Source organism: Microcoleus sp. w1-18aA5 (genome assembly GCF_036701705.1).
Lineage (GTDB): Bacteria > Cyanobacteriota > Cyanobacteriia > Cyanobacteriales > Microcoleaceae > Microcoleus.
In genome coordinates this window covers 1-15455 of sequence record NZ_JAUPTE010000026.1, presented here as the reverse complement: position 1 = coordinate 15455, position 15455 = coordinate 1, and the positions used below count along the sequence as shown (strand labels likewise).

11 protein-coding genes are annotated in these 15455 nt (G+C 46.9%); 6 read left to right on the top strand and 5 right to left on the bottom strand.

Features of this window, described 5'->3' with window-relative positions; translation table 11 throughout:
* Nucleotides 1-83: 83 nt before the first annotated feature.
* Nucleotides 84-713, top strand: coding sequence for a hypothetical protein (locus Q5691_RS11960; RefSeq protein ID WP_333082706.1), 630 nt, complete (start codon nt 84-86; stop codon nt 711-713).
* The gene (locus Q5691_RS11955; protein WP_333344958.1) at nt 706-2451 is read left to right on the top strand and encodes a diflavin flavoprotein; all 1746 of its coding nucleotides are present in this window, start codon (nt 706-708) and stop codon (nt 2449-2451) included. The genes Q5691_RS11960 and Q5691_RS11955 overlap by 8 nt, the downstream gene beginning before the upstream one ends.
* Before the next feature lie 104 nt (nt 2452-2555).
* Here the strand turns inward: Q5691_RS11955 and pgsA are convergent, their stop codons facing one another.
* The 4 genes from pgsA to Q5691_RS11935 form a co-directional block, all read right to left on the bottom strand.
* Nucleotides 2556-3074, bottom strand: a complete 519-nt coding sequence (pgsA, locus tag Q5691_RS11950; RefSeq protein ID WP_333215232.1) for a CDP-diacylglycerol--glycerol-3-phosphate 3-phosphatidyltransferase — start codon at nt 3072-3074, stop codon at nt 2556-2558.
* A 68-nt stretch (nt 3075-3142) separates the two neighbouring features.
* Entirely contained in the window at nt 3143-3988 is an 846-nt protein-coding gene (locus Q5691_RS11945) for an ADP-ribosylglycohydrolase family protein (protein ID WP_333215234.1), read from the bottom strand.
* A gap of 83 nt (nt 3989-4071) precedes the next feature.
* The gene (locus Q5691_RS11940; protein ID WP_333311377.1) at nt 4072-4737 is read right to left on the bottom strand and encodes a sugar transferase; all 666 of its coding nucleotides are present in this window, start codon (nt 4735-4737) and stop codon (nt 4072-4074) included.
* A gap of 319 nt (nt 4738-5056) precedes the next feature.
* Nucleotides 5057-9415 (bottom strand): hypothetical protein, encoded by a 4359-nt coding sequence (locus tag Q5691_RS11935; protein WP_333215238.1) that lies wholly within the window; start codon nt 9413-9415, stop codon nt 5057-5059.
* Nucleotides 9416-10650: 1235 nt separating this feature from the next.
* On the opposite strand from Q5691_RS11935, the gene Q5691_RS11930 reads away from it, so the two are divergent.
* The 4 genes from Q5691_RS11930 to cobT all read left to right on the top strand — a co-directional run bounded on the left by Q5691_RS11930 (nt 10651) and on the right by cobT (nt 14143).
* Nucleotides 10651-11364, top strand: coding sequence for a Crp/Fnr family transcriptional regulator (locus Q5691_RS11930; RefSeq protein ID WP_190663937.1), 714 nt, complete (start codon nt 10651-10653; stop codon nt 11362-11364).
* A gap of 89 nt (nt 11365-11453) precedes the next feature.
* On the top strand, nt 11454-11951 hold the full coding sequence (locus Q5691_RS11925; protein WP_333215242.1) for a universal stress protein: 498 nt from the start codon (nt 11454-11456) through the stop codon (nt 11949-11951).
* Between the two features lie 257 nt (nt 11952-12208).
* Entirely contained in the window at nt 12209-12964 is a 756-nt protein-coding gene (locus Q5691_RS11920) for a DUF2232 domain-containing protein (protein WP_333215244.1), read from the top strand.
* A 72-nt stretch (nt 12965-13036) separates the two neighbouring features.
* On the top strand, nt 13037-14143 hold the full coding sequence (gene cobT, locus Q5691_RS11915) for a nicotinate mononucleotide-dependent phosphoribosyltransferase CobT (RefSeq protein ID WP_333215246.1): 1107 nt from the start codon (nt 13037-13039) through the stop codon (nt 14141-14143).
* A 45-nt stretch (nt 14144-14188) separates the two neighbouring features.
* On the opposite strand, the gene Q5691_RS11910 is transcribed toward cobT, so the two are convergent.
* On the bottom strand, nt 14189-15455 hold a 1267-nt coding region (locus Q5691_RS11910), incomplete at its 5' end, for a transposase (protein ID WP_333344955.1).

Below are 15455 nucleotides of genomic sequence, written 5' to 3'. Positions count from 1 at the left end.
ACCTTACCTGCAGCTAAACTTACGGTGCGCCATAAGCCTTTTCTTACCTTTTGTATTTCCATTTTCACTTTTAGGAATTGCCAATGCCTGCCAATCTTTTAGAAGACCGAGATTACACAATTATTATTGCCAGAAGCGATGCCAGCAGAGACCCTCACCATCCTTGGTACGAGGATTGGGTAGAAGCACAGGCATCTCTGATCGACTTAGCAAAAAAATGTCAGGAATTTGACAGCGACGGCATCACCCTTTACGAAGCTTCTACTCCTATGTGGAAGTATAAAAATTCAAATGTTGCCCGGTTAGCTCAAATTTTGCAGCGACAAAATACGGAACCGGATTCAGAAAACCCGACTGCAATTAATTTGGAAGAAGCTCTGAAAGCAACTTTTAGTGATTATTTCGCAAGCAAACCAAATGCCAAAGGGAAGAACGGAGCAATAATTGTTGCAGTCCTAGATCAAAAACCAGAAAATACTGCTGCTGTTGCCGAAATTCTTGTAAGTGCGGCCAATACGATAGATAAAGATGAAGAAATTGGAGTGAGCTTTATCCAAATTGGGGATGATTTAACAACCAGGGAATTTCTGATTGACCTGGATACCAATTTACAGGGTCGAGGTGCAAGGTTTGACATTGTAGATACCAAGTTTTGGCACGAAATCAAAAGAAGTTCTGTAGTTCAGTTTCTCATAGGTGCAATTAATGACTAACACTTTGACTCCTAGACTCGCATCTGATGCCAAACCCCGCGACGTGCAGTTTATCCCGATCGCACTCGATACTTTTATTGTGCGATCGCGCACTTGGGACAGACTCAAATTTGAAGTCGAGTATTCGCTGCAAAAGGGTACGACAGCAAATAGCTATATTATTCAAGCTGACAAAACTGCTTTGTTCGACCCGCCGGGGGAATCTTTTACTGAAAATTACCTGGAATTTTTGCAGCAACGGGTGGACTTGACAAAGCTGGATTACATAATTTTGGGGCATTTCAATGCTAACAGAGCAACTACGATTAAAGCTCTGTTAGAATTAGCTCCTGAAGTAGCTTTGGTTTGCACGAATCCAGCGGCAATTAGTTTGCGAGCCGCTTTCCCCGACCAAGAATTAAACATTATGATCGTTCGGGGAGAAGAAACTCTCAATTTAGGAAAAGGTCACGCCTTAAAATTCATCGCGACTCCGACTCCTCGCTGGCCTGATGAACTTTGCACCTACGATCCGCACACTCGAATCGTGTTCACTGACAAACTATTTGGAGCTCACGTTTGCGGCGACCAAGTATTCGATGAAGGCTGGAGCGTTTACAGCGAAGATCGGCGCTATTATTACGATTCTCTGCACGCATCTCAGGCCAAACAAGTGCTGACGGCAATGGATAAATTCGCCGATTTACCAGCAGCATTTTATGCTCCCGGTCACGGCCCGATCGTCCGTTACGGCCTGAATGAACTGAGCAATTTGTATCGGGAATGGAGCCAGCAACAAAATTCAAAAGACTTGACAGTTGCTTTGATTTATGCTTCGGCTTACGGAAATACGGCTACTTTAGCGCAGGCGATCGCCAAAGGAATTACTAAAGCCGGCGTTGCGGTGGAAAGTATCAACTGCGAATTTGCGGAACCGGGAGAAATTAAAGAGGCGATCGAAAAATGCGCGGGGTTTATCATCGGAACTCCCACGCTAGCAGGACACGCTCCGACGCAAATTCAAACTGCTTTGGGAATAGTTTTATCTACAGCAACTAAGAGCAAATTAGCGGGGGTTTTCGGTTCTTTTGGCTGGAGTGGAGAGGCGATCGACTTAGTGGAAAACAAGCTGAAAGATGCTGGCTATCGAATTGGATTTGAGCCGATTCGAGCCAAATTTAAGCCGACGGCGGCGACGATTCACGAGTGCAAAGAAGCGGGAACGGATTTTGCTCAAGCTTTGATTCGATCGCAAAAATTGCGGGCACCGAAACCGCAGTTAGCAGCGGGGAGCGATCGCACTGAACAAGCAGTAGGGAGATTGGTTGGTTCGCTGTGCGTACTCTCGGCGAAGCGGGGAGAAGTCGCCAGTGCGATGCTGGCTTCGTGGGTGTCGCAAGCAACCTTTAATCCGCCCGGTGTGACGATTGCGGTGGCGAAAGATCGATCGATCGAAGCTTTGATGTACGCCGGAGATAAATTTGTGCTGAATATCTTAGCCGAAGGGCGACAGTTGCGGAAGTATTTCATGAAAAACTTTGCTCCCGGAGAAGACAGATTTGCCGGAGTCGAAACAATGGAAGCTAGCAACGGCTGTCCGGTTTTGACTGATGCTCTAGCTTATCTGGAATGCCAAGTGATAAGTCGGATGGAATGCGGCGATCACTGGGTAGTTTACGCGGCGATTGAAAACGGTCATTTGCTCAATAATGACGGCGTGACAGCGGTGCATTACCGGAAATCAGGGAGTCATTATTAAGCTACGGCTAGGACACGGCAATGCCGTGTCCCTACAAATTCATCGAAGTTTTTATCTGCGTTAATCCGCGTTAATCTGCCCTCATCTGCGGTTTAAAAACCGACTTACTTCTCCTCAGCAGTCTTTTCCGGCCACAGATAAATAGCACCCGAAATCAAAGTTAGAGCCACAGAAACCCAAAAAGCAATTAAGGCGGGAAAGTTCCACGCATCGGAAAGAGGAGCAATTAAAAGTGCGATCGCCACAATCTGACTCACCGTCTTCAACTTCCCCCAAATATTAGCTCCCGAAATCGTAGTTTTATTAACACGCCACCCCGCAATTGTCAACTCCCGACCAAAAATCAAAAACACTCCCCAAGCCGGGATTTTCCCCAACTCAATCAACACTAAAAGCGGCGCGAGAACCAACAATTTATCCACCAAAGGATCGAGAAACTTACCCAAATCGGTAATTTGATTCAGTTTCCTAGCCAAATAGCCGTCCAGCCAATCAGTAGCCGCAGCTACCACAAAAATTGCGGTGCAAATCCAGCGGCTTTGCGCGCTTGGGTCGTACAAACCGTAGAGCAGAAAAGGCACTCCCAGTAAGCGAGAAAACGTAATCAAATTAGGCAAATTCATAATAGCAAGAAGTTCGGCAACGCGCAGTGTATCGGGATTTAACGGATGTAAAAGATATCAGGAAGAAATCAGAAGTCGATCGCACAATTCATTAACTCTCGATCCAGTTCTATGATATAGTCTCGGCCGTAAGATTGATTTTCTAATCCTTGTACCAGATTTTCTGGCAGGTCTTGGGCAATTTCACTGCTACAGGAACCAGCAGCTAAAGCAATAGTGGCTACGGTATCGACATCTCCCGAAAAGGCAATGCAATCTAGGAGCAGTTTGCTCATACTATCATTTCGCATGACAGCAGTAATAGCTGCTCTAACACAGACCAAACCTTTAACGCTGACTTGTCCTTGCCAAGGTATCGACCACTCACCAGGGACGTGCTGTTCTAAAAAATTTCCCAAATTCTTCTTTAAACCTAGCTGATAAATAAAATAATGAGACATCAAAGCGGCAGCTATAGCTGCTTTAATGCCATCAGGACTGTTGTGAGTAATTGCAGCTTGAATGGTAGCATTTTCGATGACTTTTTCAATAGTAGGAAAAATGCCAATGGGGCCTGCTCGCATCGCAGATCCGCTTTTATCGCTAGCAGAGTGAATTTTTTCTAAGAATTCTTTTCCGTCTTGAACTTGTAGTAAAAAATTGTAAAATTTGCCAGCATAACCAAATCGCCGATCGCGGTGAAAAGCTGCAACAAATTTGCTGGCTAAAAGTTCCGGCGTCCAAGGTTCTCGGCTGACGATAGCTTCTGCGACGGCTAAACTCATCTGCGTATCGTCCGTGTAACATCCAGGCCGGATATCGTGACGGGGATGCTGGATGTAGCCGTTGAGATTGTTGTACATTGCGATCGTCTGCTGGTCAACAAATTCAAAACCAGCACCGTAAGCGTCACCAATCGCTAATTCTATTAACATATATTTAATTTATTTACTACTATTTCATCCCCTATTTTTTCCTAAAACTTAAAATCCAAAAACAACCCAAAACAGCAAGTCTATTAACACGCACCGTTTTTACTGAACACCACCCCAATTGTTTTGCAAATCAGAGTGATGTCGTAGACAACAGACCACTTGCCCTGATAGGCGAGATCCATCTGCACAATATCGTTAAAGTCTTTAACTCCAGACCGTCCGTGGACTTGCCACTCCCCAGTCAGCCCGGGTTTTACATTTAAACGTTGCCAGTGAAAATCGTCATAGGCAGCAACTTCATCAGGAGTGGGCGGTCGAGTTCCCACCAAACTCATGTCACCGACTAACACGTTCCAGAATTGAGGCAACTCATCCAAACTCGTGCACCGCAAGAAGCGGCCGACGCGGGTAATTCGCGGGTCATTTTCATTCTTAAAAATGTGACCCTTGGCTTGGTTGCTAACTAAATGTTTGAGCTTTTCTGCATCGACAACCATCGATCGAAATTTCCACATTCTGAAATGTCGCCCTTGGAAGCTGCAGCGGACTTGACTGTACAGCAGCGGGCCCCGATCGTCCAACAGCATCGCCACTGCCACCGGCACCGCCACCACTGCAGCAATTGCCAGTCCCAGCAGCGAGCCCAAAATATCGATCGACCGTTTTACCTTGCTCGTTACGGATCGATGATGCTGTTGTTTTGATACACAGACTTTGTAAGTAAATACTTGAAAAAATAAGGACAGCATTTCTGATAATGATGATTTCGACGAGGCACCCATCGGAAATTTCATATGATTTCTCTCAACTTTAACGATCTCTTACTTCCATCTTATTAGCCATCCCAAATCTGCAGAACCTGAAATGCTGAGCTTTGCACAATCTTTAAAAAACAATAACCCTTTTATAAAGTTTCTATGTACTTTTTATAAAAACGTATAAATTTTCTGTAAATTCACGTAAATTTACAGAAAAAAGTTAGTCCTGGACGCAAAAAAACCTGGTTTCGACTAGGACTCTTCCCGGAAGACAGGGAGGATTCTACTGAGAAACCGGGTTTTTTGCCGTTTAGCGATAAATATCGGTGCGAACATCCCAAGCAAGTGTTAGCGGCTCTAACAATTTTTGCTGGCTGCTAGAGGCGAGTTTGCCTAAATATTCGCGAACAACAGAGGCGTGTTCGATATTCAAACGATAACCCCGTGAGACATCTTCAAAGAAAAGTGGCTCGGCCAAAATTACTTCCCAATCGGGATTTTGCCTTGACTCCTCGGCCAACAGCATGAAATCTTCCTCCGCAGGCACAAGTCCCGCCGGCAAATTTCCTTCCAAAATCCGCAAAATCCGGGGTTCGCAGGTGCGGGTATTCACGCCCTGCCGTTCCAACAACTGCAAAATTTCTTGAAAGCTCAGAGTTTCCTGGCCCAAAACCTGCATTAATTCCCACAGCAGAAAAAAGTCGCTGTACTGCTGCTGCGACACATCCAAAATGTGAGGATAGAGAGCCAAACTCGCTAACCCGCAGGCGACTCGACCAAATTTTTGGGGAAAATTTGTACTTTGAGATACAGAATTTAATGCAGAATTGTCAATCTCAAAAATATCTCGATCGCCCTGCAATTCCTGGTCTTGAACCACGATCGCATTCGGCAGCTTCTGGCGCAACCAGCGGGCGATCGCAGGCCAAGCACCCATACCCCCGGCACAAATCGCCTGATTGATCCCCGCCGGCGACATTCCCGCGCGACTGAGCAAAGCATTCAATTCGCGGTTCAACTGCTGCACAAAAGGTACTAAAACCAGACTTTCCAAATCTTTGCGCTTCACATCCCAATGCTGCTGACCAATATCCAAAGCAAAACTTTTTTGATGTTGCAAAGTAACTTTTATTTGCCTTGCCGCCTCTAACAATTGCAAACCAAAAGCAGAACCTTGTAACCGCTGCTGCAATTGATAGCGACTCGGCAAATCTGGATGGCCTGGACGTGGCAAATCGATCGACATTCCCCAAGTTTCATTTTTAGCCAACAACTGACAGATAATATCCTGATCAAAAGCATCGCCAGCAAAACCAAAACTCTGGCAAGTAAAATCAGCACGAGTTAAATCTTGAAGATTGGACGGCAACTCAACTAAAGCTAATTCCACCGTCGCCGCCCCCGCATTCAAAATCAAAGTTCCCCCGCTAAAAGACGAAGCATTCACAGTCAGCGGTGCAGCTTCTTCACCGCTCTTAGCAGAATCCACGGCTGACGACTCGACTTCCATGCCATTTTTCACAGGAGTTACAGCAGCAAGCAAAGTGGCGATCGCATCTTCCACCACAAAAATTTGCGAACCAGAAGCTACCAGAGACGCGCCCAAAACCGCCTCGCGCAGATTAAACATATAAACATCCGACCAGCCGGCCGGAGTCCCCAAAATTACACCCTGCAAGTCTAAAAGCGCCGCATCGAGAGTTTCTGGCGTCAGTCCCGAAGCCCTACAAATTAAATTAGAAACTGGCAATCCTGCAAAATTCGTCCTTGGCGCAGAATCCAAAATTTCCCCTGATTCGGCAAATTTTTGTCCCCGCAAACTCGGATTCAAAGTAGCCAGCAGTGCCCGCACACTTTGCAGCGGCAAGGCGATCGAAAAAGCCTGCAAGGGCGACCACTGCAACAGCGGTTCGTACATCCCAGCAGCCTCCCGCTGAGAAGGAATGCCCACCTTTAAAGGCAATTTAAAATTTTCCAGTAAAAATTCTCCTGCCGCCAAAGCCTGGGGTCGGAATCCCACCGACTTGACTGTCACCTCTGACCCTGGGCTTCCTGGGGCTGTGTTCGCCAGCACCGCAGCCGAGGGAATCCGACAACTGGCCTCTGCTGCCAAAACCTCAGCCTGCGATGCTTCCCAGTAAATTGGGTGCAACTGCCCGCTGGTGCGATCGAGCAAAGCCGCAGACAGGCCGCTGGAACCGAAATCAATCCCCAAATACCAGCTAGAATTCCGGCGTTCTGGGGATGGGGCGATCGCACCTGCTGCAGAATGCCCAGCCGAGTCTTGCTGCTGTGTTCCGGCAAACTCGCTAAAATCAGTTTTCCCCTCAACAACTGCTGCTTTACTCTCTGTCGAAATTAGGTTTTTTTTTTGACTTTCTGGAGGACTCGATCGCAGTTCGTTGATTTCGGCAGTTTCTGGAGGGGGAGAATCACTCGAAGGTCGATCGGTCTCGGTCAAACTAGCCAAAATCTCGTCTAGCGTCAAATTCGATTCGTCTTCCTCAGCAAACAAATCATCCTCAAGTTCGTCTTCCAAAACAAAGGGTTCATCATCAGAGGAGAGTTCCAACACATCGGAGAACAACTCCTCCAGCGTGCCGAGTTCTTCCTCTGCCGCCTCCGCAAAGGGATTGTTTGCAATGCCTTCGGGGGAACTCGCCGATAAATCCAAGCTGTTAGCGACTAAAAAATTCGATCGCCCGAAGCTAGTATTTTCCAATCCCTCCAGATTGTAGAGGTCTGCCTCCAAAAGTTCCAGAGTATTGTTGTCCAAATTGAGAGCTCGATCGAGGTCATCTTCTAATGCCTCGACCGGCAGCAAATCCTCATCCGGCGAAGCTTGGATGTACCCATCATCGAGCCGCTGCGAGGATGAGTCGAACTCGCCAGTTTGAACGTCACCGGCACTTGGCACAGCGGGGGTAGCGCTGGGTCGGTGAGGGCTAATTTCTCCAGGCGTTCTCAACGGCAAAGCTGGTGATTGAGGGACTGTAGCGCCGAACTGCTCGCCTTGGTTTTGACCCGTTTCTAGATTTTCTCGATCGTCCCCGTCAAGTTGCACCTCAGCGGTTGAGGGTGGTGCTTCTGAAACTTGAGGTACTGTTGCCACTTGCGGTTCAAATAAATCTGCACTATCTAAAGTTAGAGACTCTACAGAATTCCCCATTACAAAGTCTGAATCTTCATCTACTAAACTCTCTTCCAGAGATTCGCCTTCATCCAGCAGATTTATAAACAAATCTTCCGTCATTTTTAGCGATCCGGCACTTTCCTGATCCGTCGCAGCTTGATATTCTACACCTTCACTTTTGGTCTCAATTACATTATTTTCTATCGGGAAACTTTCGATTTCTAATTCTACTTCAGGAACCGCTTCTCCCGCAAACAAACTTGCATACAAATCCTCAATCTCTTCTTCGGTTTCTGTTAACCTATTCTCCGATTCACCGCCAGTAAACCGAGTTGCATTTCGAGATTTTTCTGCGGTAGAACCCAACAAATTATCTTCCAACTCCGGGAGCAAACCTGGGGATTGAATGCGGTCGCGATCGCGCCTCAACTGTCTGAATTGCGGAGAAATTTCTGTACCGGCGTAGGGAAATCTGTCTTGTTCTCCGAATTCGCCGGTGCGAATTTCCTGCACCGAGTCTCCTGGCTGACTCTCTGCAGCTGAGTGTTCGATCGCAGTATTTGAAGGGGCTGGAGCGACAGGAGATTGATCGGCTGCTGTTGGGGTGACGGTTTCGAGATTATTTGCTAAATCGATCGGCTGTTGAACGTAAGATGAAGCTTCTCGCCCCAACTGTGCAGCTAAGTGGTTGACCAAAGCCGCGAACATCGCCTCGCTCTGCTGGCTCAAACCGTACATATTTTCGAGTTCTTGTCTCAAGGAAGCTTGATAGCTTTGCAGATTTGCTTGCAAAGCCTCGAACACGATAGCCATCCTAGAATCGAGACTCATCAGCAGACTGTCAGCATGAGATTGGAAAAGTTGCATTTGCTCCAACCTCTGACCCGGCGTCAGCAGCGGGTGTTCTTCTGAGGTTTGTCGGTTAAGTGTTACGTCAATAGCCGATTGTTCATCAGGCGCACTGCCCAAAGAGTATGGTGCTGAGATGCTTTGCAATAACTGATTTTCTAGGGAACTGAGAATTTGGGAGAAATCGCTAGCCAAGGTTTCTTCTAAGCGACCAGTCAGTACCTGCAAGAATTCAGCAATAATTTGCTGTTGGTTGGCTTGTTGCTGAGCTAGGGATTGTTGCTGCTGCCGTTTTGCTTCTAGCTGTTTGATTTCTTGAATTAGAGCTTGCTGCTCTTGCCGCAAAGCTTCTATGTCTTCTTGGAGCGGCCCTGTCAGGTTGGAACGCAGGTTGCTGATTTCTCCGGTTACGGCAAGCATGATTTGCTCTGCTGCTGAGGGGCCAGGGGCGGGCAGAGGCACTTTGGGTACTGGAACTGGTTGCGGGCGGACATTTGGGCGGGTGGGGGCCTTTGGGGCCGTTAGCTTTGAGTCTGAGGAAACCAGATAAGCGCGAACTCGCTCTAAAAGTTGGCGCTGGTGGACAGTATCAAGAGAACCCGTCCAAGGCAATCGGGGTGCGGGCTTGCTGAGTACCTCGTCTATCTCAGCAATCAGTGCTTGAATTTTATACTTCTGAGAATTCAAGGGCGGAACCTCTGGGAATGCGGCTTGGGAGAAACTTTACCGACAAAAGACTGAAGTCAGGCGGCAGCGATGCCAATAGATAGAATAATCTGAATGCGAGTCCGTCAATCGATTTTAGATTTTAGATTTTAGATTTTAGATTTAAGCATTGACCGCACGGATAAATTCGGGGGTTCCTTTATCGGATACAGGTTTTTTATTTCTGGACGGATGAATCCGGGGGCTTCTATCCTGGATGCTTTCGGTCAATTATTCACTAATATTTTCTGACAACTGTTAATTAACCTTTTGCCTTCGGAGCGCTTCTATTGCCTATGATAGGTTAGTCGGTACTCCCCCACCAAATGCCCGCTTCTATCAATTCCAAGTGCTTTCAAATTCTGCGACTCAGGGGCGAGTTTCCCTGCCCGGAGGCTGATTCTGCTCGTAAGAGCTGCGATCCAGACGAACTGTTGCCTTCACCTGCTTGAACGGCGGGCCACACAATGTCACCGCGAGTTTCATTAGCATGGTGGTGCGTCAGTGTCTGTTCATTTTTCACCGACTTGGAAAAAACCTCAAACAATTTGCGATTTGGGATACCGATATTCGGAATTGTCCCCGTATGCTGGATTTGAGTAACCTTTAATTATAGCCTATTATCTGTATTCATGGCTAGATACTAATGGTACAATAATCTTGGGGTAGCAGAAAAGTTGGCTGGGAAGTGGGTGGATTTCGCTCGCCAAGAGCGCCTGTCTTTAGGCTCGCAATGGCTGTGGATTTTGCCCCTCGTGCTGACATTGGCCAGGTTCTAGGCAGTTTGGATTTGGGATCTGTCTACCGTGCTTGCAGGCTTGTACTCGTGGATTCTGCCTTCTCGACAGCAGGGCAAGAGTGACAACAAATCTCTCAGCAGTGTTAAGCTTGTCTTCGCGAAGTGCTTTCAAAGGTAATTCGATCGGCTCAGTCGTTTGCCACATTGCTAAAATTTTGTTAATAAAATTTGCTCAGTGGTATATATCTAAAAAATTATGGTATATTCTTTAGTTTCTAGCTCCCAATCAGAGCTTGAGGCTATTAATTCCCATATTGAGCCTTTGACCGCAAAACTTTAGAGGTAAAATTGCCGATTTTAGATCCTTGATTTTAGATCATTGTTTCTCAAATCTTGAATCTCAAATCGAATGACTCGGCTGCAAGCTATTTCTAACTGCCCAGCGCAGCTCAAGCGCATAAATTAAAATGATGGCCTCATGGAAGACCGCTTTAACACCCGAGATCCGAATTCTAATATAAATCAATTGATAGTTTCTACTCCTTTTTTTGCAGGATTACCCGATCCTGTAATCGAGAGAGCAACTGTCCACATCGTTACCCGCAGTCATCCGTCAAATCAAGTGATTTTACTCGAAAATGACTGGGGAACATCAGTGTATTTTATATTGGATGGTTGGGTGAAAATTCGCACCTACAACCTAGACGGAAAAGAAGTAACACTGAATATTTTAGGCAAAGGAGAATTATTCGGGGAAATGGCCGCGATCGAAGAAGCACCGCGATCGACAGATGTGATCACCCTAGCCCCGACACTGATCGGCAATATGCCATCTCAGGATTTTGTGCAGCTTATTCATACCGAGCCGTTAGCAGGCATTCGGCTAGCTCAACTGATGGCCCGTCGCCTGCGACAAGTCAACCGCCGCCTGCGTTTGCGAGAGTCCGACAGTACCTCGCGAGTAGCAGATATTCTCTTATTTTTGGCAGAGGGGCAAGGCAAAAAAATCCTGGAAACAGGAGGTACAGAAATACCGAACCTGCCACACAGAGAATTAAGCAGCCTCAGCGGGCTGGCCCGCGAAACAGTAACGCGAGTGCTGAGCAAGCTGGAAAAAAAAGGAACTATTCAGCGCGAACGTGACGTTTTGTGCATTCCCGACCTGCACGCCTTAGAGCGTCTGTTAGTCTAGAAGTATCAGAGATTGCTAATTTGAATTAGATTCAAAAGCAATCTCTGTTAACTAACGGATATGAATGATTTCCCGCAGGAGGTAAAGCTGTGAGTTTTAAGAAAATTTTCGCCGCCTTAGATGATTCTGAACTAGGCCACCGGGTCTTCACTCAAGCTTTAGAATTAGCTCTGAACGATCGCGCCCAGGTAATGCTATTTAACTGCGTTACTGTCAGCACCATGGGGGAGACGGCAGTGCCAATTCCGGTAGATTTGGGCATGAATGTCGAGTTAATGGATCAAGCTTATCAAGCTCAACGTTTGCGACTCGAAAGGGAGGAAAAACAGGCTTCGGGTTTGCTGAAAAATTACTGCGACGCCGCAGCAAAACAAGGATTGCAGGTGGAATTTGACTGCAAAATGGACGGCGATCCGGGGCATTGTATCTGTAAATCCGCCGAAACTTGGGGCGCAGATTTAATAGTGTTGGGGAGGCGTGGCCGCACGGGGTTTACAGAAGCTTTCCTCGGCAGCGTCAGCAATTATGTTGTTCACCACGCATCTTGTTCGGTTTTGGTAATCCAGGAAGCCAAAATTGAAAAATAATGCTGCTGAAAATTTAGGCTGAGAAAACCCATCTAAAATAAGACTTGCGTTCCTACCTAAACCCGGTTTCTGGGAGCAATATTAAATTTGGCGGCGAGGCATCCAAACAGTGCAACCGGGAATCAGCCGTATGGGGCGCAAGCCCCGTAAAATCTAAAATCTAAAATCTAAAATCTAAAATCGGAAAATCGGGAATCAGCCGCATGGGGCGCAAGTCCCGTAAAATCTAAAATCTAAAATCTAAAATCTAAAATCGGATGAGTGATTTTTTGTCAGCAGATGCTGCGTCTAATTCGGGTAGTTCACCCAGTACAAATAACGAGTCGCAAACCGCTGATATTGCAGCCATGGCGGGCGATCGTACAAATCCCGATCTGGGGAAGCGCGTCTCTGGGGAAGCACCTTTAAGGCTGGTAGAAACGGCTTTTTTGGCAAGTACCGCTAGCTTAATTTGGCTGGTAAATTATTACTTTCCGCTGGGGCCTTTGCTGCGGGTTTTTTTTCCGATACCCATCGCCCTGGTTTACTTGCGCTGGGGCAACCGAGCAGCTTGGATGGCAGCTTTGGTATCGGGTTTGCTGCTGTCGGTACTGATGGGCCCGACGCGGAGCATTTTATACGTGATGCCTTTTGGAATTATGGGAGTTGCGCTGGGAGGACTTTGGAGGCGCAAAGCGAGTTGGTCACTCTCTGTTAGTGTGGGTGCAGTAATTGGTACTGTAGGCTTCTTTTTTCGGTTTTGGCTGCTGTCAGCGTTGGTGGGTCAAGATTTATGGGTTTACGTAACCGCCCAGGTAACAGAGATGGTGGAATGGGTGTTTGTGAAGCTGGGCTGGCTTAATGTACCGAGTTTGAACACAATTGGGGCGATCGCCGCCGGGATGATTTTGGTTAACAATATTGTTTATTTATTTGTAGTGCATTTAGTAGCTTTGCTGCTATTAGATCGTTTGGGAAATCCAATTCCGCGGCCACCAAGCTGGGTGCAAGTTTTGATCGATTATGAAGAGTAGTTATTGGGAATTGTTGACTGTTGACTGTTGACTGTTGACGGATAACTGATGACTAATAACTAATGACTAACTATGATTGGTATTTATACAGAAATTGAACAGGGGCAGCGATGGCTCGATCGCTATCGGGGACGAAAACCGATATTTGCCTGCGTGTTAGGATTTACCGCTACGGGCTTAATTCCGGGGATTTCAGCAGCAGGAGCAACTCCGCACGATCGACAATTTACTTGTTTGGCTGATGCAGAATTTTTGTATAACGGCCCCCAACCGTCGCCCCAATATCCTTTGCCGCCCCTAGAAGCGGGTGCCTCGCCGGTACTGATATCTCGCGCTGTAGTCGAAGCTTTAGAACTTCCGCTTTACCTATTTAATCCTGGTTTGCCCCTCCCACCTCCCGTACCTGCAATTGACTTAGGCGGCACTCCGGCAAAGTGTCTGATTTCGGGGAATGCTTTAGAACTAGAAACAGTCAAACATTTGCTCGAACAAGGATTAATTTGGGGAGCAAAATTGGCTGCTCAAACTAATGGCAGCTATTTAATTTTAGGGGAGTGCGTAGTTGGGGGAACGACTACTGCTTTGGGCGTGTTAATGGGTTTGGGTATTGCAGCGGCGGGCAAAGTTAATAGTTCTCATCCTCGCTGCAATCACGCTCAAAAATTGGCTGCGGTGACAGCGGGACTCAATAATGCTGAGTGGGAAATTGGCGGACAAAACAGCACTCCCCTGGAATTGGTAGCGGCAGTGGGCGATCCGATGCAAATAGCTGTGGCGGCAATGGCGATCGCCGCGAGTCAGACTTGCGGGGTGCTTCTGGCTGGGGGTACACAAATGCTGGCAGTGTACGCTTTGATGCAAGCCTTAGCCCGTGAATATGCTCTAGTATGGCGTCCCAAACAAGTTGCGGTGGGGACTACGCGCTGGGTGGCCGAAGACCCTACAGGAGACACTGTAGGACTCGCTAATGAGATCGGCGGTGTACCTCTGTTGGCGGCGCAGCTAAGTTTTGCTGGATCTCGCTACGCGCAACTGCAAGCTTACGATCGCGGCTATGTTAAGGAAGGTGTCGGTGCGGGAGCGTGTGCGATCGCCAGTGGGTTGACTGCAAATTGGACTCCAACTCAACTCCTCCACGCTGTTGAAGCTTTAGCCTCGCGCTGTGAGATTAAACATTAAGTAGTTGACACTCCCTGTGCTGAAGCAACAGGGATTCTAAAGAAACTACCAAAAGGTAATTCTTGAAGGCGCTGTCAAAACACCCCTACAAACTCCGTCAAGGTCAAGCCCCAACATCGTCTCTACTTTTCTCAAAATATTCGCTGAGGCGTTGCAGTCAGCATTGATGTACCAATTTTTCGCACTCGTCCGGTACAAACCGCGCTTTACTCGTCTACCAGTTTCCTTCCACCCATCGGGTTTTTCACCAATTTTAGGTAGAAAATCACGGTCTACAAATGATACTTTAGACGTGTAACTTTCCTCAGTTTCGACAAATTTAATGCCGTATTGTTCGCCGAGTTGAGCAATACGGTTTTTTAGTCGTGCCGTAGGAATTTGAACAAACTGCTGATTGGTTTTTTTGCCCATACTGGCAGAATCTTTCTGCCTTTTGTTCCACCCAAAAACGATAACACCGATTCCGTTTTTGATACAGTGATTGACAACTAAACGAGCTGATTTATTTACGGCGTCGCGCATTCGACGGTTCCGCTTTTCAGTCAATCGCGCTAATTGATGCGACCAAAAACCATTATGCTTGCCCTCCATCAAAGTTGCTACCCGCTTGTTATACCACTGATTGACCGACTTCAAATGCTTGCCGTCAATGATAAAGCTTGTCCCTGAGTTGCTGACACAAGTAAGCCAATTACCAATACCGTGAGCGATACCTAAAGCTTTTTGACTGTCTGTAACAGTTTGAACGCTGACCGTTTTGTAAACAAACTCGGCGTAAAAACAGCCATTTCTGGGGAGAATTCTAATTTCTCTAATATCGGCATAGTCTAAGTTAGTAGGCATGGGGATTTGAAAGTTTTTCAGTCCAAACCAAGTTGTTACTTTTTGACCCAAAGGAATTGAAACTTGACCGTCAACCAACTTTTTTCCAAGCGCTTGTTTCGGATAAGCGATTAGATGAAATCCACCGGGAATGCGGTAGCCAGGAAACTTTGGCTTGTTTTCGAGTTTGCCCTCCCAAAACAATTTAATTAGTTCTTTGAAAGATTTTACTGATTCACCAACAGCACCGCAGGTCTGCTGAGCAGCTTGAGCGCATAAAGCCCCGTAATGAGGATGGCGCTTTAATGCGTTGATTACATCAAATGGACGGACACAGATGCGAGCTTTAAAATATATTTGGCGAGCGTAGTAAACCGCACAATTATGCAGCTTGTTCGATTCTTGGCAAATATATTCTAGAACTGCCCGGAGTTCTTTATCAGGCTTGAGCAGGATTTGTTGACACCCAAACATTGATATCTTTTTTTTT

What these genes read in the sequence shown, in the direction of transcription:
- Q5691_RS11955 (WP_333344958.1), top strand. Translation starts at nt 706, where the DNA reads ATGACTAACACTTTGACTCCTAGACTCGCATCTGATGCCAAACCCCGC.
- Q5691_RS11960 (WP_333082706.1), top strand. Translation starts at nt 84, where the DNA reads ATGCCTGCCAATCTTTTAGAAGACCGAGATTACACAATTATTATTGCC.
- Q5691_RS11940 (WP_333311377.1), bottom strand. Translation starts at nt 4,737, where the DNA reads ATGCTGTCCTTATTTTTTCAAGTATTTACTTACAAAGTCTGTGTATCA.
- Q5691_RS11920 (WP_333215244.1), top strand. Translation starts at nt 12,209, where the DNA reads ATGAGTGATTTTTTGTCAGCAGATGCTGCGTCTAATTCGGGTAGTTCA.
- Q5691_RS11945 (WP_333215234.1), bottom strand. Translation starts at nt 3,988, where the DNA reads ATGTTAATAGAATTAGCGATTGGTGACGCTTACGGTGCTGGTTTTGAA.
- pgsA (WP_333215232.1), bottom strand. Translation starts at nt 3,074, where the DNA reads ATGAATTTGCCTAATTTGATTACGTTTTCTCGCTTACTGGGAGTGCCT.
- cobT (WP_333215246.1), top strand. Translation starts at nt 13,037, where the DNA reads ATGATTGGTATTTATACAGAAATTGAACAGGGGCAGCGATGGCTCGAT.
- Q5691_RS11930 (WP_190663937.1), top strand. Translation starts at nt 10,651, where the DNA reads ATGGAAGACCGCTTTAACACCCGAGATCCGAATTCTAATATAAATCAA.